Below are 17,357 nucleotides of genomic sequence, written 5' to 3'. Positions count from 1 at the left end.
AATTCCGTACGCGTCACAGGTGAATTCTCGGTGTCTCACGCTCGGCCGAAGGTCTCCCGGAGTTCGTCGATGTTCGACCGGGTGGTTTCCCACAGGAACTTCTGCGCGTCGTGCACGTCCGCCACGGCTGCCGCGTGGTCGTCGAGGATCGCCGCGGCCCGCTCCGTGAGCCGTGTGCCGAGTTCCCGGTCGTGCACGGACAGCCCCCACTCCGCGCGGCCGATGTCGGTCAGGAAGTAGGCGAGCTTCGGGTGGGAAACCAGACTGAGGATCGGGGTGCCGCAGCCGAAGGGGATCATGCCCGCGTGCCCGCGCATGCCGATCACCAGCCGCGACCGGCCGTACAGATCGCGGATGCCGTCGTTCGACATGTCGTACAGCTGCTCCACGGGCAGACTGAGGCCGTGCTCCCGGCGCAGGTCGTGCACGAACTTCTCGTCGGCGGGCATGTGGGCCGCGTACCGCACGTCGGCCCTCTCCCGCAGGGCCCGCAGTGCGGTGGCCATCTGGGCGAGGAAGTGGCCGTAGTCGTGGCCGAACCGCAGTCCCGCGCGGTCGTACGCGCAGTTGACCAGGACGGTGTCGGACCGCTCCGCCGGGTCGAGCAGTCCCGGGACGAGATACCGGGCCACCGTGGTCGGGCAGGGCTGGTAGCGCACCCGGTCGCGCAGTTCCTCGGGCAGTAGCTCGCGGACCCGCTCGATCGAGCCGTGGTTGCGCAACCCGAAGAACGCCGACCGCTCGACGAGGACCCGCAGACTCTCGGCGAACCGGGCCCGGCGGTAGAGCTGCCCGTCGAACACGTTGTAACCGACCGCGAACACCGCCAGGGGAGCGGTGATCCGGGCCAGGATCCCGTCCGGGACGTTCCACTGCCAGTGGCTGTTGCCGTTGGGGGAGGTGTCCGGGAGGAAGAGCCCGCCACCGCCCACGATCACCCCGCGCCGGGCGTTCAGCCGCTCCAGCGCCGCCTCGTCGACCAGGTGGTGCACCGGCTGCGGGTACCAGCGGCGCGGCCCGGTGTCGGCGTCGAAGCACATGCGCACGGCCTCGGGCAGGACCTTGTCCCCGGCGTTCTCCTGCCCCTCCGCGAACAGCGCCACGTGCGCCAGCTGGTCCGCGGCGGCGGCCGGCCGCCGCGGTTCCGGACCCTTCGCGCGGGTACGGACGTACCAGCTGTGGCACCCGGCGTCGGTGGGGTCGGCGTCCAGGCCGTCCCGGGCGTACGCGTGCGCGTCCTCCTCCCGCCCGCACAGCCACGCCAGGCGGGCGAGCTGGGCGAAGGCGCGCGGGGCGACATCGGGTGACGCCGCCGCCAGCAGCAGGTGGGCCTCGGCCTCGTCGTAGCGCGACAGCGCCATCAGCGACAGGCCGAGCGTCTCGTGGCACCGCGGCGCGTCCAGCCGGTCCGCCACCACGGGCGCCAGGACGTCGACGGCCTCGTCGTGGCGGCCCTGCCGGCGGTACACGTCGGCCACCGTGCGGGCGAGGTCGAGGGAGGGGCGCGCCTCGAGCAGGGGAGGGGCGCAGTGCGCCAGGAGATCGGGGTGCTTGCCGCCGGGCAGGGCGCAGTAGGCGGCCCGGAAGTCGTCGTCGCTCATCTCGAAGCGGCGCCGCGCCTCGGCGGCCGGACCGTACCCGGGCGCGTCGAACGGTTCGGTGAAGTGGAGGACGGCGACGTTCGGGGGCACCGGCGTGTCGTCGTACAGCCGCCGGGAGAGGAAGTCGTAGCGCGCGTCCAGCGGGACCAGGACGTCCGCCGGCGCGTCCGGACCGTCCTCCTCGAGGACGTCGGCGAACCGGACCGCCACGGCGTCGTCCACGTCGGCGCGCTGGACGACCAGGAGGCCGTCGGGCAGGACGACGCGCCGCGCACCGCCCTCCGCGTCGCACAGCAACTGCGGTACGGCGCCCACACCGCGGCGCATCCGCAGCAGCTCACCGATGTCCCCGAGGACGACCATGGCCGGACCGAGGGCGATGACGGTGTCGTAGCCCTCCAGCCGGAAGAGGTCCGTGCGGCTGTCCGCCCGGCGCGTGACGATCCGCGGGTGCAGGCGGCGCAGCGCGTCGAACGCGGCGTCGGGCAGCCCCGGGTGCAGGACCACGAAGTCCTCGCACACGCCCGGGTTGGTCAGCGCCAGGCTGCGTATCAGCGTGGGGAGAGCGGGCACGCGGTCGGAGTCGGTGTGGACGGCGAAGGCCATCCGGCGTCTGCCGGTGACAGTGCTCCGGTCGTCCGCGGAGGAGTGGGTCATCTCAGGGCGATCCTCATCTTGCTGTCGTCGACGCGCGTCGCACGGTCCATGACCCACTCGGCTTCCCTCGGCCGCAGCCGGCCCGGCAGGCCGAAGCCGATGAGGTCCAGCCGGGGGCTGACATCCAGGAAGTCCAGCAGCCTCAGGACGGTGAAAGCGGTGGTGGTCGCCGTTTCCCAGCTGTCCTCACCCAGCAGCGCGGGGTCGGTCAGGGGCCGGCGCAGGGAGGCGTCACCGATGTGCTCCTGCGCCCCGGGCACGAGCCGCTCTCGGGTGGCGCGGCGCCATCTTGCGGCCGGGTCGCCGAACACCAGCCGGATGCCGGCCGGCTCGGTCCAGGCGGGCCCGTTCCACGGGGTGTCGCCCCGCAACGAGACGGCGTGCAGGTCGGTGCGCTCGCCGGTGTCCTTGGGGCGGATGCGGAACGAGTCGCAGCGCACCACCAGGTCGTAGCCGTCGATCTCGGCGCCCAGCCCGTTCCCGGCTGCGCTCCCGGCCGCGTTCCCGCCGTGCGAGACCAGGCACACCGTCCGCCCCGCGACCAGGCCGCGCAGACCACTGACGCCGATCGGGGTGCTCCCGCCGAGCAGCGGGTCGGGTGTTCCGGTCCGCTCGACGAGCCGTCGGTACGTGCCGTACAGCGCCAGCAGGCGCCGTACGTCGGGGTCGGCGATGCCGCGCTCGGCCACCCGTGCCCTTACGTGGGCGGCGAATTCGGGCGCCGCGCTCGCGCTGGGCCGTCCATGCGGGCCGTGCAGAGGGGAGTCGGCCCCGGGGGAGAGGGCGACGGCCGCGTCCAGGCACGCCTTCCGGCGGCGCAGGGTGTCGACCCTGCGGGCGATCTCGGGTGCTTCGGAGCCGTTCTGCCGCAGCGCGAGGTGGCGTTCGTAGCTCTCCAGAGCCTCCTCGTCACGACCGAGCCCGTCCAGGGCCAGGCCGTGCAGCCGCCAGGCGCCCTTGGACCGCTGACGGATCAGGGTCGCCGTCTCGGCGACGCCCAGGGCGAGGCGCAACGCGCCGTCCCCACCGGTCTCGAGCGCACGCTCGCCGACCTGGAGCAGGGCGTCGAAGGGGTCGGCGGACGGGGTCTCGAGGGAGACGGCGAAGGCGCCGATGGCCTGCGTCAGCCGGGCGGGGGCGGGCGTGGTGCCCTGTGCCGCGAGGTACTCGCCGCACAGGCGCGTGCTCCGGGCGAACAGGGCCGGCCTGGCGGCTTTCTTCTGCCGTGCCTTGAACAGTCCCGCCAGGGGGTTCGTCATACGTTCCACCGTTCTCGGATCGGAGGCCGAATGTGCCCCACTGTCACGAGCCGAGGGTGGCTTTCCGGCGGATGAACGGTGAACACTGTCCTTCGGACAGCCGACCGGTCCCCGCCGCCCGGCCGCACGTCGTTCCTCACCGCTTGACCGCGCGCCGGACGGCCCGCGCACGCCGCACCACTCTGCGTGCCGTCGCGTTGTGCCGCAGGAACGCCAGACGCTGCGGAACGCCGCCGGGCAGGCCCAGCGAGGTGAGCCGCCGCTTCTTGAAGTACCGCCGGGTGCCGCCGTCCAGCCGTGTGGACAGGTAGCGCTCGGCCTGCGGCCGCAGTTCCCAGAGGATCTTCGGCTGCATCGCGAAGCCGACGGCGCGGACCAGGTCGCCGAGCGCGTCGGTGCCCATGGCCCCGCGCCGCTCGGCGACCGCCGCCGCGTCCGTCGGAGCCGGCAGCAGCGCGTCGACGATGGTGACCGGGATCCGGTTGCTGTTCTCGTAGGGCGTCAGCCGGTCCAGCAGGGTGTCCGTGCCGACCCGGGCGACCGGCAGGCCGTACAGGGCGGACGCGGTCAGCAGGGCCGTGGAGAAGCAGCCGACGACCAGGGCCGGGCGCATCCGCTGGTACAGAACCTCGGCCAGGACCGGGGTGTCCACCACCGTGAGGTCGACGCCGAGCCGCTCGGCCTCCTCCTCCAGGGTGCGGGTGAAGCGCGCCGGGGCCGTGGGGTGCGGCTTGAACACCACCCGGCTGTGACCGAGGTGCACCGCGCCCTTCAGCATCCGCACATGCAGGTTCTCCTCCTCCTCGGCGGAGAGGATGTCCAGTGCGGAGAGGTACTGGCCCAGGAGCAGCGCGGGCTCCGCCACATCGGGCAACTCGGCGCCGGTGTCCGCCAGTTCGGTCAGCACCTTGGTGAACGCCGGGGTCGCCACCACCTCCGGTGCCACCCCGAACTCAGTGAGCAGCAGCGGCTCGAGCCCCGGCACCAGGTCGAGGTGGAGCAACCGCTCCACCCGGGTGCCGACCAGCGGGTCGATCTTGTTGCGGGTGGGGCCGTAACTCATCAGACCGTCCGCGTAGACGGTGACGGGCGCGTCGATGAAGATCTGCGCCACCCCGAGCGCCGGGCTGACCTGGATGGACTCCACGACGAGCGCCACGTCGTCGTCGCCCAGGTTCCACAGCAGCCGCAGATGGCGCTCCCACAGGGGCACGTCCTCGAGGCGCGGCGCCCAGCTGCCGGGGTGGAACGGGAAGACGGTCTCGTTCCACGACAGCACGTCGTCGAACCGGGACCGCAGGCGCTCGAACCCGGGCATCTCGTCCACGGTGGGCGTCGTCTCGGGCGTCGTCGCGTTGTTGGAGACCAGCAGGATCCGCCGGCCGGCCGGGGCGAAGCAACCCGAGTCCAGGGCGGCGGCGAGGGTGGCCGCCCCGTAGAGGGTCGACGCCATGAAGATCTGAGTGGTCACGCGGCGACCTCCGCGGCCGGCACCGGACGGCGGCGCAGCCGGCGCAGCCGGCCGGCGCGCTCGGTGTCCATCGAGTCGAGTGCGTCGTCGAGCACGTCCTGCGGCATGCGCCGCAGCGCGGCGGTGCCCATGTCCTTCAGTTTCCGGGCCACGGACGGCTCGAACCTTTCGATGGATCCCAGGTGGTGGGAAATGATGGCGCAGTAGGTGCGCACGGCCTTCGGCAGCAGCGTCGCGGCCTCGGAATCCCGCGCGGTCTCCTCGATCACCTGGTCGAACGCGCGAATGAAATCGAGCTGCCGGGCGTCGCCGATCTGGGTCAGTGACGAGGGGACACCGCGCCGGTAGAACACCCCGAGCAGGCTGGTCACCGCGAAGGACTCCGCCTCCCGGTGCAGCTTCCAGATCCAGGGCCGGTCCTCGGCGGTGCGCAGTCCGTCGGTGAAGTGCAGCAGGCCCCGTTCGACGAGCCTGCGGTGGTAGATGCCCGCCCAGGCGTAGGCGTAGTCGACGGAGGTGGTCCGGTGGGCGGGGAGGATCGCGTCGCGCGGGTCGAGCGGCACGTTGCGCCGGCCGTGCGGGACGCGGTGCACGGTACGGGCCCGCGCCGTGCACTGCACATGGTCGGTGCGGACGAAGTCGCAGTCCAGGTCCTCGATCACGGAGACCAGCCGGGCACAGTGGCCGGGTGCCAGCCAGTCGTCACCGTCCAGGAAGGTCAGGTACTCGCCGCGGGCCCGGTCGATGCCGGTGTTGCGGGCGGTCGCGAGACCGCCGTTCTGTTCATGTCTGACCAGTACCGCCCCCGGCAGTTCACGCTCCGCGCGCGCGAGGAGATCCGCGGTCCCGTCGGTCGAGCAGTCGTCGACGAGAATGAATTCGAAGTCGTCCCGCGCGTTGGCGCGCAGACTCCGCAGGGCATCGGGGACGTATCGGCGCACGTTGTAGAACGGCACGATGACGGAGAGCTTGAGCACGTCGCCGACGTTAGGCGGCGGCCCGTCATCCGCCTTTACCCGCACCTGGATACGCGGTGAACGACGCGTGTCGAAGCAGTGAAGCGGACATTTTTTCAGACGCCGGACGGGCCGATTCGTCATTCGGCGATCTTCTGTTAACCGTTTGTTGGATTCGGGTTGGGCCACTGCTGGAAATTGCTTCCTAGCGTCTTCGCCGTGCCAGTAAGTGCAACGAAGACCCTGCGAGTCGCCGTCCTCGCGGATTCCGACACCCGGTGGAAATGGGGCGCGCTCACCGCGAACCGCATCGCCCCGGAGGACTCGGACATCCGGCTGGACGGTTATCTCCTGCGGGGCCGTGCGACTCCCACCGCCCGTCAGCTCGAAGAGGTCGGCGTCCAGGCGGACGCCCTCCACGAGGTGACCGCGGTCCAGTTCCTGCACACCATGCGGGAGGAGTCGTACGACGTCCTCGTCCTCGCCCTGGTCGGCGGCGGGGTCCAGGCGATGCTGCACGGGCTCGGGCGCGTCTGGGAGGACGGCCCCGCCGGCCGGCCGAAGCGGCCCGTCGTGGTCACCGGATACGTGGGCGTCGTCTACGAGAAGCTCGCCGACGGCCTGCTGCTGCGCCACGGCGCCGACCTCGTCCTCGCCAACTCCCGCCAGGACGCGGACCGTTTCCGCGTCGTGTACGAAGGAGTGGGCGCCGACGCCGGCTCGGTGACCGAGGTCGCGCTGCCCTTCCTCGGCGGCGCCGCCCACCCCGGGGAGGGGGAGCACGACCCCTACACGGTCGTCTTCGCCGCCCAGCCCTCCGTCCCGGAGAGCCGCAAGGACCGCACCTACCTGTTGGACCGGCTGATCGAGCACGCCCGCCGGCACCCCGAGCGCGAGGTGCTGCTCAAGCTGCGCTCCAAGCCGGGCGAGCACACCACGCACATCGAGGAACTGCCGTACCAGAAGCTGGTCCAGCGGTTCGACCCGCCGTCCAACTTCCGCCTGGTGTACGGGCACATGGGCGAGGTGCTGGACCGCACCGACCTGCTGGTCACGATCAGCTCCACCGCCGCCCTGGAGTCCCTGCACCGGCGCATCCCGACCGTCGTCCTCACCGACCTCGGGGTGCGCGAGGCACTCGGCAACCACCACTTCGTCGGCTCCGGCTGCCTCGCCTCCTGGGACCAGCTCGACGCCGGGCACCAGCCCGTGCCGGACGAGGAGTGGGTGTCCCGGCAGGGCGTCGCGACGGGTGGTTCGTACGCCACCGCCTTCGACGCCGCCCGCGCCCGCGTCGCCGAGCTGCTCGACCGCCCCGGCGGCCTGCCGCCGCTGGCCCCGTACTACACGCCCGTCACCGCGCCCGGCTACCTGCCCGGCCTGCTCGCCCGCCACCACCTCGGCCCGGACGGCACCCCGCTGCCCGGCGCCCCCGCCGCCGACAAGGAGCCCGGGCCGGTCCGGCAGATCGTGCGCCGCGCGGCGCGCGGCGCCTACCGGCACGGCGTCCAGCGGGTGGCCCCGGTGATCCGTCGGATGGGCGAACTGTGACCGCCTCCCTTCCTGCTCGAGGAGCTGATCCCATGACCGAACCGCAAGCGGGCCGAAGCGGTGCGCCGGTGCGCCGGGTGCTCGCCGTGATCCCCGCACGCGGCGGCTCCAAGGGCGTGCCCGCGAAGAACCTCGCGCCGGTCGGCGGCGTACCCCTGGTGGCCCGCGCCGTCCGCGAGTGCCGGGCCGCGCGCCACGTCACGGACGTCGTCGTCTCCACCGACGACCAGGCCATCGCCGCCGCCGCCCGGCAGGCCGGCGCCGAGATCGTGCTGCGCCCCGCCGCCATCGCGGGCGACCTCGCCACCTCCGAGGCCGCCGTCCTGCACGCCATGGACGCCCACGAGGCCCTGCACGGCGCCCCGGTGGACGTCGTCCTGCTCGTCCAGTGCACCAGCCCCTTCCTGGTCCGCGAGGACATCGACGGGGTGGCCGGCGCGGTCGCCGAGCAGGGCGCCGACACGGCGGTGACCGTGGCTCCCTTCCACGGCTTCGTCTGGCGGGACGCGACGGACTCGACGGACGCGACGACGGCGGACACCCGACCGGACGCCGGCAGCGGCGGGTTCGGCGTCAACCACGACAAGTCGTTCCGCCCCCGCCGCCAGGACCGCCCCCAGGACCTCCTGGAGACCGGCGCCGCCTACGCGATGGACGCGGCAGGCTTCCGCGAGCACCAGCACCGCTTCTTCGGCCGGACCGAACTCGTCCGCACCGACCCCGCGCGGGTCCTGGAGATCGACGACCCGCACGACCTCGCCCGCGCCCGCGCCCTCGCCCCGCTCTTCGACGCGGGTCGGCCGGACGCCCTCCCGACCGCCGACGACATCGACGCGGTCGTCCTCGACTTCGACGGCACCCAGACCGACGACAGGGTGCTGATCGACGCCGACGGACAGGAGTTCGTCGCCGTGCACCGCGGCGACGGACTCGGCATCGCCGCCCTGCGCAGGAGCGGACTGAAGATGCTGATCCTGTCCACGGAACAGAACCCGATCGTCGCCGCCCGCGCACGCAAGCTCAAGCTCCCCGTGCTGCACGGCATCGACCGCAAGGACCTCGCACTGAAGCAGTGGTGCGAGGAACAGGGCATCGCGCCCGAGCGCGTGCTCTACGTCGGCAACGACGTCAATGACCTCCCGTGCTTCGCCCTCGTGGGCTGGCCCGTGGCGGTCGCGAGCGCCCACGACGTCGTGCGCGGCGCCGCACGCGCGGTCACCACCCTCCCTGGTGGCGACGGCGCGATCCGGGAGATCGCCAGCTGGATCCTCGGCCCCTCTCTCGATTCCCTCCCCAAGTAAGGAAACACCGTCATGAGCACCGTGAACCCCAGCGCCCGCATCCGCCGCTTCGGCACCCGCGAGGCCGGCCCCGGCCGCCCCGTGTACGTCACCGGTGAGATCGGCATCAACCACAACGGCGACATCGAGAACGCGTTCAAGCTGATCGACGCCGCCGCCGAAGCCGGCTGCGACGCCGTCAAGTTCCAGAAGCGCACGCCCGAGATCTGCACCCCGCGCGACCAGTGGGACATCGAGCGCGACACCCCCTGGGGCCGGATGACGTACATCGACTACCGCCACCGCGTGGAGTTCGGCGAGGAGGAGTACGGCCAGATCGACGCCTACTGCAAGAAGAAGGGCATCGACTGGTTCGCCTCCCCGTGGGACACCGAGGCCGTCGCCTTCCTGGAGAAGTTCGACGTCCCCGCCCACAAGGTCGCCTCGGCCTCCCTCACCGACGACGAGCTGCTGCGCGCCCTGCGCGCCACCGGCCGCACGATCATCCTCTCCACCGGCATGTCCACCCCGAAGCAGATCCGCCACGCGGTCGAGGTCCTGGGCAGCGAGAACATCCTGCTCTGCCACGCCACCTCCACCTACCCGGCGAAGGCGGAGGAACTGAACCTGCGGATGATCAACACCCTCCAGCAGGAGTTCCCGAACGTCCCGATCGGCTACTCCGGCCACGAGACCGGCCTGCAGACCACCCTGGCCGCGGTCGCCCTCGGCGCCACCTTCGTCGAGCGCCACATCACCCTGGACCGCGCCATGTGGGGCTCCGACCAGGCCGCGTCCGTCGAGCCGCAGGGCCTGACCCGCCTCGTCCGCGACATCCGCACCATCGAGGCCTCCCTCGGCGACGGCGTCAAGAAGGTCTACGAGTCCGAGCTGGGCCCGATGAAGAAGCTCCGCCGGGTCCCCGGCGTCGTCGCCGAGGCGGAGATCGCCGCGGCCGCCGGCGAGCCGCTGACCGTCTGACTCTCCCCACCCACCATCCCCTTGACGACGGGAACGGTCGTACGTCGATGAGCCCCCGCGCCGGGAACGCCGGCTCCCACACTCTCGCCTTCGTCGAGAGCCCGGTACAGCTGCTGAACGTGCTGGAGTGGGCGCACGCGCATGCGCCCGGCGCGGGGCTCACCCTCGTGGTGCTGTCCCCCGTCGACCCCATGACCCGCGGCCAGTTGCGCCGCATGTCCGAACTGGCCCGCGAGGAGGGCCACGAGGTCCGCTGGGAGGAGGCGCGCGGCGGAGCCGCCGCACCCTTCCAGACCATCGCCGGCCTGGCCGGCCCGCTGCGCCGGGCCGACCGCGTCATCCTCGGGGACCCCTTCTCCCGGTACGTACAGCTCCTGCTGACGATCACCCGGGCCCACGACCTCGTCGTCGTCGACGACGGCACGGCGACCATGGAGTTCGTCGGCCAACTCGCGCGCGGCGAACGCCTGGTGCGCTGGCACCGCAAGGGCGGCCGGCGCGGCCCCCGGGACCTGCTCCTCGCCCCGGTGTCCGGCGTCGCCCGGCGCAGGCTCACCCCGGGCGGCCGGCGCCGGGTGGAGGTCTTCTCCTCGATGCCGGTGGCGGACATCCCGCCCGGAGTCACCGTCAGCGCCAACGCCTTCGCCTGGACCAGGGCCCGGTTCGGCCCGCCCCGCATCACCAGGACCGCCGACATGGTGGGCACCTCCCTGGTGGAGACCGGCGTGGTGGACGCCGACGCCTACCTGGAGGCCGTCCGCTCCCTCGCCAAGACCCACGGCGCGACCCGCTACTTCGCCCACCGCCGCGAGAGCACCGAGAAACTCCACCGGCTCGCGGTCGAGACGGGCCTCGAGATCGTCCGCCCCGAACTCCCCCTGGAGCTGATCGCCCGCCGGGGCCCCATCGGCGGCACCGTCCTCAGCTTCCCGTCGACCGTCGTCCACACCCTCCCCCTCGCCCTGTCCGGCACGGAGGTGCGCATCGCGGTCTGCGACATCAACCCCGCCTGGCTCACCGAGAACGCCTCCCCCCGCGCCCAGGGCTTCCTCTCAGGCGTCACCGGCACAGCCCGCGACGTCCACCGCCTCTCGGCGGTCTCGGCGGCACCTGCGGTCTGAGGCCCGTTCTGTCACGAGTGCTGCCGCGCGAGCGGGTGCGGTCCTGGATGTCCGCCGCAACCACATGCACGGCCCGGAACCGTTCGGCCGATCAGGGCAAGGGGCTCGAGCGGGAACCGAATCGATCGTTCTCTGGTCAGCGTGAGTGAAGCAGCTCGGTCGCCGCGGGAACGTCGGCCGGTCCGCTTGCCCGTGCGGCGTGGTTTCCAGGGGAGGACAGTGGTGCACGTCTTGAAGACAGAAGGTGGGGCGCCCACTTCCGCGCCGGGGTGCGGCTGGTACATGCTGGCTCCCGCCTTGGCCGCCTTGGGTGTGTACGGCGGCACAGCCTGGACCGTTCGGTCGTGGGCGAGTTGCCCGCTCGGCAACGACGCCAGCAACAACATAGGGCTGCAGATGCTGATGCCTGTCGTGTGGCTCTGCATGACCCTGCTGTTGTTTCTGCTCCAACTCACGCTGCGGCGGTGGCGCCCTCAGGGAGGGGTGGCGGCCATGTGGCTCGTGCCGCTCGCGGCTGTCATCGCACTGACCTTGCTGTACCGGTTCGGAATGGGTTGGCCGTACCACCCACCCGGGGGTGAGTGTGCGGAGGGCTACCCGCTCTTCCCGTTCACAGGTAAAACGGGCCCGTCCTCCGCCGAGTAGGTTCTGGCTGTCCCCTTCGGCTGTCCGGTACTGCTGTCCCTGATCGCCGCCCGTGAGGCTCGTGCTCTGGCACTCATGAAAGACCGGAGCAGCGCACGCAAGCGGCTCGCCGACTCCATGCGCATGGTCGACCGTTCCGGCCGCGGACGCCCGGCCCCGGGCTGGGCCGCTTTCCACGGGCAAACTGAACTGGACTACGCCCAGGGCCGGGCTTCTCGCTATGTCGGTGGGGCTCGTCCCGTTCGAGGGCCTTCGCGACAGTTGGGCTGGAGAGGCCAGAGGGGGCGGCAGGACTCATGTGGCGCGCCGGATTTCGACGGGCGCGGTGATCACGTCGGTGACCTCGGGTGCAGGCGCGTCCTCGAAGTACAGCTCCAGTGCCTCGCGGAGGTTCTCCAGGGACTCCTCGATGGTCTCTCCCTGCGAGGTGACCTCGACCTGGAGGCAGCGTGCCACGTACCAGTCGCCTTCGTGGGTGATCGCGGCGGTCAGGTGCAGTGCTTCAGCCGCTGAAAGGCGTCCCCGGCCTGCACTGGCCCGGGTGCATAGGCCGGCCCATGCCGGACGACGTGCCGAAGAGCCGCTGTCGGCTGTCGGATCACGGGGGTTCGTGCCGCCTGTGTGAAGGCCGGGCCGGCGTCAGCCTTGTGCCGTCTCCGGTCTGCGGGCCAGGAGGAGGGCGCGGGGGCGTTTCTCGTCGGTGGTCGGTTCCCGCAGGGTCTGGGCGGTGAGTTCCAGGCCCGCCTCGGTCAGGTGGGTGATGACCGTGGCGGGGGAGCGCCAGTGGTAGTCCAGGGAGACGGGGTGGCCGAAACGCTCGTCCAGGTGCAGGCCGCCGTCCTCGTCGCCCGACTGGAAGGCCAGCAGGACCGGGGCGCCCGGTGTCAGGACGCGGTGGAACTCGGTGAAGAGGCCGGTGAGGTGGTCGTCCGGGATGTGGATGACCGAGTACAGCGCCACGATGCCGCCCAGCGTCCCGGTCGGCAGGTCCAGCGCGGTCATCGAGCCCACGTGGAACCGCAGCTCCGGATGCGCCGCGCGGGCCAGGGCCACCATGCGGGGTGAGAGGTCGACCCCGAAGACCGGCAGACCGAGCCGGTGCAGCCGTGCGGTCACGTGTCCGGGGCCGCTGCCGAGGTCGGCCACCGGCAACCGGGGGGTCCCCTCGCCCGACCCGGCGGTCCGGGCGAGGTCCGCGAAGGCCGTGAGAAAGGCGCGTTCCAGGGGCAGATCGGCCAGTCCGTCGGCGAACCGTTCGGTGTAGTCGTCGGCGATGGCGTCGTACGAGACACGGGTGGCGTGGAGGAACTCCGGCGGGTCGACACGCATGGCCCCGCACCCTATCGGCGGAACCCGGTGTCCCGGAGACGCTTTCACCCGTACGCGTGGACGACGACGGTGACGCGGGCTCCGTGTCCGTCACCTGAACCGGCCCGCGTACGTCGGGCGATGCGTGGTACACCGAGGAGAGGTGAAGTGCGGTGAAACGGGCACCGGAGAACGGCGGAACGGCGACGGAAGCACAGCGGAACGGCCGTTGTGACCGATATCACGCGCCGACGGGCCGGGTGGTCTCACACTCCGCGCAAGAGCGACGAGTTTACCCATCCCGATGTACGGCTATGCGCGGGGTCGCCAGTTTTTCTTCCCCTGACGGGCTGATTTTTCTTGATCGGGGAGCAGCGGACCGTCCCGGCGTCCTACCCTTCAAAGGGTGAAGCAACTGATGTCACTGGAGTCCGAGGTCGATCTGCCCGGAGGGGCGGTGCTTCCGGGCGCCCTCCCCGAGATGCTGCGCACCGAGCTCATCGCGTTCCGGCGCGACCTGCACATGCACCCCGAGCTCGGCAACCAGGAGTTCCGCACCACCGCGGCGATCAAGGAGCGGCTCGAGCGGGCCGGCCTCGCGCCCCGCGTACTCTCCAGTGGAACCGGCGTCATCTGTGACATCGGGGTGACGGACGACACCGGCATCGCCGCCGACGCGCCCGCGGACCTCGGCACGGACACGGGCATCGGTACGGGCGCGGGCATACTCGCCATGCGCGCCGACATCGACGGCCTGCCCATCCCCGACACGAAGACCGAGTGCCCGTACCGCTCCACCGTGCCCGACCGCGCGCACGCCTGCGGCCACGACGTGCACACCACCGTGGTGCTGGGTGCCGGGCTCGTCCTCGCCGAACTGCACCGCCAGGGCCTGCTGCCCCGGCCGGTGCGGCTGATCTTCCAGCCCGCGGAGGAGGTGCTGCCCGGCGGCGCCTCCGAGGCCATCGTGGACGGCGCGCTCGACGGGGTCGGGCGGATCATCGCCGTGCACTGCGACCCCCGGGTCGACGCCGGGCGGGTCGGGCTGCGCCAGGGCCCCATCACCTCCGCCTGCGACCGTCTGGAGATCGCCCTCGACGGCCCCGGCGGCCACACCGCACGGCCGCATCTGACCACCGACCTGGTCACCGCCGCCGCCCGGGTCGTCACCGACGTGCCCGCCCTGGTGGGCCGACGGGTCGACAGCCGCAGCGGGCTCGCCGTGACCTGGGGCAGGATCGAGTCGGGCCACGCGCCCAACGTCATCCCGCAGCACGCCGAACTCTCCGGCACCGTGCGCTGCCTCGACCTGGATACCTGGCGGCTGGCCCCCGACCTCGTGGTCGCCGCGATCGACGAGGTGGCCAACCTGCACGGCGCCAAGTCGGAGATCAACTACGTGCGCGGGGTCCCCCCGGTGGTCAACGAGGCCGGCGTCACCGAACTCCTGCGGGACGCCATGATCGCCCGGCGCGGCTCGGAGTCCGTGGAGAACACCGAACAGAGCCTCGGCGGCGAGGACTTCTCCTGGTACCTGGAGCGGGTCCCCGGTGCCATGGCCCGTCTCGGGGTCCGTCCCCCGGGCGAGCGCACCGTGCGCGATCTGCACCAGGGCGACTTCGACGTCGACGAGCACGCCATCACCGTCGGCGTCGAACTCTTCACCGCCGCCGCCCTGCTGGACGCCCTGCGGTAACTGCCCCTGTTTTCCCTCCACTTGAGCTCCCCCTTGCGTTCCCCTTGCGCTCCGCTCGTGCGTGCGTCGGGGGAGGGGCGGCGTGGTGCGCTTGTCGCATTGGCGGCACGAATGGATAACAGCCCCGCGGTCCCCCGTTCCCAGGAGTGTCTACGCGCGTTAATCTGCGCCGAACCGAGCACCCGATGGGGGGCTTTGCGGAATGGGGAACTTCAGATGCGTCGGATATCCAGACTGACTCGCGTCGCGGTGGGCGTCGCGTCGCTCGCACTCGCCGCCACGGCCTGCGGCGGCACCAGCAGTGACAGCGGCGACAAGGGCGGCAAGGGCGGCACCAAGGAAGACCTCGGTCTCGCCATCGCCTACGACATCGGCGGCAAGGGCGACCAGTCCTTCAACGACGCCGCGTACGCGGGCCTGGAGCAGGCGAAGGAGGAGTTCGGCTACAAGACCGCCGACATCGAGCCCACCGAGGGCGAGACCGACGCGGACAAGGAGCAGCGCCTGTCCTCGCTCGCCAAGCAGGGCTACAACCCCGTCATCGGCGTCGGCTTCGCCTACGGCCCGGCGATGGAGGCCGTGGCCGCGAAGTACCCCGACACCACCTTCGGCATCGTCGACTCCGTGGTCGAGGGCAAGAACGTCGCCTCCCTCGTCTTCGCCGAGGAGCAGGCCTCCTACCTGGCCGGCGTCGCCGCCGCCAAGGCCACCAAGACGAAGACGGTCGGCTTCGTGGGCGGTGTGGACATCCCGCTGATCCGCAAGTTCGAGGCCGGCTTCCAGCAGGGCGTCAAGGACACCGACCCGAAGGTCAAGGTCATCCCGCAGTACCTCACGCAGACCGCGGAGGAGGGCGGCTTCTCCAGCCCGGACAAGGGCAAGGCCGCCGCCGAGGGCCAGATCGAGAAGAAGGCCGACGTCGTCTACCAGGCGGCCGGTCTCTCCGGGCAGGGCGTGATCGAGGCCGCCGCCAAGGCGAAGGTCTGGGCGATCGGCGTCGACTCCGACCAGTACAAGCAGGAAGCCCTCGCCGGCTACAAGGACTTCATCCTCACCTCCGCCACCAAGGAGGTCGGCGGTTCGGTGTACGCCCTCGCCAAGTCCGTCGAGGAGGGCAAGCCGCGGACCGGCACCCAGGTCTTCGACCTGAAGGTGGACGGCGTCGGCCTCTCCGAGAGCAACCCGAAGATGGCCGAGATCAAGGGCCTGACGGAAGCCGTGGCCAAGGCCAAGGAAGGCATCGTCGACGGCTCCATCAAGGTCAAGTCGGAGTAGTCGGCAGGAGCCGGTGACACCGACCGGCCGTACGAGAGCGTCGGCTGTACCAGAGGGCCGGCCGTCACGTCGAGCACAGGGGCGGGCACCCGAGCGGGTGCCCGCCCCTGTGCGTCGACTCCCGCGCCCCGCACGGCCACCCTCCGTTCGCGATCGGCAACGGTGTGAAACGGTGAGAAGGTGGGATTGGCCACGAGCCCATAACAAGGTGGACAGAAGGGTTTTCCCGGGAGGTCTACGCGCGTTAATCTGCGGCGAGCAGCGCCGTAGCCGAATCTTCCGGCGCTTGTACGAAGGAGCACCACACATGCGCCGGTTTTCCCGGATCACGGTCGCAGGCGCAGCGACCGCCTCTCTGGCCCTCACGCTCTCCGCCTGCGGCGGTACCTCGACTTCTTCCGGTTCGTCGGAATCCAAGGGTGACAAGGGCATCGCCATCGCGTACGACGTCGGCGGCCGGGGTGACCAGTCCTTCAACGACGCCGCGTACGCCGGTCTGAAGCAGGCGGAGAAGCAGTTCGGCTACAAGGCCACCGACGTCGAGCCCACCGACGGCGAGACCGACGCGGACAAGGCGCAGCGGCTGGCCTCGCTGGCCAAGCAGGGTTACGACCCGGTCGTCGGTATCGGCTACCTCTACGCCTCCGCGGTGAAGCAGGTCGCGGAGAAGTACCCGGACACCACCTTCGCCGTCGTGGACGACGCCACGGTCGAGGCCGACAACGTGGCCGACCTGGTCTTCGCCGAGGAGGAGGCCTCCTACCTGGCGGGTGTCGCCGCCGCCGAGACCACCAAGACCGATGTCGTGGGCTTCGTGGGCGGCGTGGACATCCCGCTGATCCACAAGTTCCGGGCCGGCTTCGAGCAGGGCGTCAAGGACACGAACCCGGACGTCAAGGTCATCCCGCAGTTCCTCACGCAGACCGCGGAGGAGGGCGGCTTCACCAGCCCGGACAAGGGCAAGGCGGCCGCCGAGGGCCAGATCGAGAAGAAGGCCGACGTCATCTACGCGGCGGCCGGTCTGTCCGGTCAGGGCGTCATCCAGGCCGCCGCCGCCAACAAGGTGTGGGCGATCGGTGTGGACTCCGACCAGTACAAGCAGGAAGCCCTGGCCGAGTACAAGGACTGGATCCTCACCTCGGCGATGAAGGACGTCGCCAAGTCCGTGTACAAGCTCGCACAGTCGGTCGAGGACCGCAGCCCCCGGACCGGTATCCTCAGGGGCGATCTGAAGGCGGGTGAGGTGAGCCTGTCGAACTCGAACCCGAAGTTCGCGGACAACGCCAAGCTCCAGGACGTCATCGAGACGGCCAAGAAGAAGATCATCAGCGGCGAGATCAAGGTCAAGTCGAGCTGAGCCCGCAAGTCCTGAGCAATGTGTGACCCACGGGGTCGCGACCGCTCGACGGGGTGCGGGGAGCAATCTCCCCGCACCCCGTCGGTTCGGTGTGCCGCCCCCTTTGATGCCGTCGGGGCGCTACGCGCGTAGACGACCCCCGTCCCCAGGAGTGCGCCATCAACGCGTCCAGCAGCCCTCCGGCCGGAGCTGCGGTCAA

At 71.2% G+C, this 17,357-nt stretch carries 13 protein-coding genes; 7 read left to right on the top strand and 6 right to left on the bottom strand.

Annotated features, from left to right (window positions below; all coding sequences use genetic code 11):
* Positions 1 to 35: 35 nt before the first annotated feature.
* The 4 genes from AC6F7H_RS09020 to AC6F7H_RS09005 form a co-directional block, all read right to left on the bottom strand.
* A complete protein-coding gene (locus AC6F7H_RS09020) occupies positions 36 to 2,258 on the bottom strand; it encodes a polysaccharide pyruvyl transferase family protein (protein WP_500756390.1) in 2,223 nt (740 codons plus the stop codon).
* Positions 2,255 to 3,517: a hypothetical protein gene (locus AC6F7H_RS09015; protein WP_500756388.1), complete on the bottom strand. Its 1,263-nt coding sequence runs from the start codon at positions 3,515 to 3,517 to the stop codon at positions 2,255 to 2,257. Before AC6F7H_RS09015 ends, AC6F7H_RS09020 begins: the two co-directional genes overlap by 4 nt.
* A 136-nt stretch (positions 3,518 to 3,653) precedes the next feature.
* Complete coding sequence (locus tag AC6F7H_RS09010) at positions 3,654 to 4,988, bottom strand: alpha-2,8-polysialyltransferase family protein (protein ID WP_500756387.1); 1,335 nt, start codon at positions 4,986 to 4,988, stop codon at positions 3,654 to 3,656.
* Positions 4,985 to 5,965, bottom strand: a complete 981-nt coding sequence (locus AC6F7H_RS09005) for a glycosyltransferase family 2 protein (protein ID WP_500756385.1) — start codon at positions 5,963 to 5,965, stop codon at positions 4,985 to 4,987. The genes AC6F7H_RS09010 and AC6F7H_RS09005 overlap by 4 nt, the downstream gene beginning before the upstream one ends.
* A gap of 198 nt (positions 5,966 to 6,163) precedes the next feature.
* Here AC6F7H_RS09005 and AC6F7H_RS09000 point away from each other — a divergent pair, with 198 nt between their 5' ends.
* The 4 genes from AC6F7H_RS09000 to AC6F7H_RS08985 are packed head-to-tail and all read left to right on the top strand — an operon-like array spanning position 6,164 to position 10,877.
* On the top strand, positions 6,164 to 7,495 hold the full coding sequence (locus AC6F7H_RS09000; protein WP_500756384.1) for a DUF6716 putative glycosyltransferase: 1,332 nt from the start codon (positions 6,164 to 6,166) through the stop codon (positions 7,493 to 7,495).
* A 32-nt stretch (positions 7,496 to 7,527) separates the two neighbouring features.
* Positions 7,528 to 8,796: a cytidylyltransferase domain-containing protein gene (locus AC6F7H_RS08995; protein ID WP_500756383.1), complete on the top strand. Its 1,269-nt coding sequence runs from the start codon at positions 7,528 to 7,530 to the stop codon at positions 8,794 to 8,796.
* Positions 8,797 to 8,808: 12 nt separating this feature from the next.
* Positions 8,809 to 9,756, top strand: coding sequence for an N-acetylneuraminate synthase family protein (locus AC6F7H_RS08990; RefSeq protein WP_500756382.1), 948 nt, complete (start codon positions 8,809 to 8,811; stop codon positions 9,754 to 9,756).
* 47 nt (positions 9,757 to 9,803) lie between these two features.
* Complete coding sequence (locus tag AC6F7H_RS08985; RefSeq protein WP_500756380.1) at positions 9,804 to 10,877, top strand: hypothetical protein; 1,074 nt, start codon at positions 9,804 to 9,806, stop codon at positions 10,875 to 10,877.
* A 939-nt stretch (positions 10,878 to 11,816) separates the two neighbouring features.
* On the opposite strand, the gene AC6F7H_RS08980 is transcribed toward AC6F7H_RS08985, so the two are convergent.
* Positions 11,817 to 11,978: a type II toxin-antitoxin system HicB family antitoxin gene (locus tag AC6F7H_RS08980; protein ID WP_500756378.1), complete on the bottom strand. Its 162-nt coding sequence runs from the start codon at positions 11,976 to 11,978 to the stop codon at positions 11,817 to 11,819.
* 183 nt (positions 11,979 to 12,161) lie between these two features.
* A complete protein-coding gene (locus AC6F7H_RS08975; protein WP_500756376.1) occupies positions 12,162 to 12,851 on the bottom strand; it encodes a class I SAM-dependent DNA methyltransferase in 690 nt (229 codons plus the stop codon).
* A gap of 397 nt (positions 12,852 to 13,248) precedes the next feature.
* Here AC6F7H_RS08975 and AC6F7H_RS08970 point away from each other — a divergent pair, with 397 nt between their 5' ends.
* The 3 genes from AC6F7H_RS08970 to AC6F7H_RS08960 all read left to right on the top strand — a co-directional run bounded on the left by AC6F7H_RS08970 (position 13,249) and on the right by AC6F7H_RS08960 (position 17,158).
* Positions 13,249 to 14,526, top strand: a complete 1,278-nt coding sequence (locus AC6F7H_RS08970; RefSeq protein WP_500761724.1) for an amidohydrolase — start codon at positions 13,249 to 13,251, stop codon at positions 14,524 to 14,526.
* A gap of 216 nt (positions 14,527 to 14,742) precedes the next feature.
* On the top strand, positions 14,743 to 15,801 hold the full coding sequence (locus tag AC6F7H_RS08965; protein WP_500756375.1) for a BMP family lipoprotein: 1,059 nt from the start codon (positions 14,743 to 14,745) through the stop codon (positions 15,799 to 15,801).
* A 307-nt stretch (positions 15,802 to 16,108) separates the two neighbouring features.
* Positions 16,109 to 17,158, top strand: a complete 1,050-nt coding sequence (locus tag AC6F7H_RS08960; protein ID WP_500756373.1) for a BMP family lipoprotein — start codon at positions 16,109 to 16,111, stop codon at positions 17,156 to 17,158.
* Positions 17,159 to 17,357 lie beyond the last annotated feature (199 nt).

The organism is Streptomyces sp. MMS24-W38 (assembly GCF_059889265.1).
Note: the sequence above shows the minus strand (reverse complement) of the source record. Positions and strands in the feature narration are given on the sequence as shown.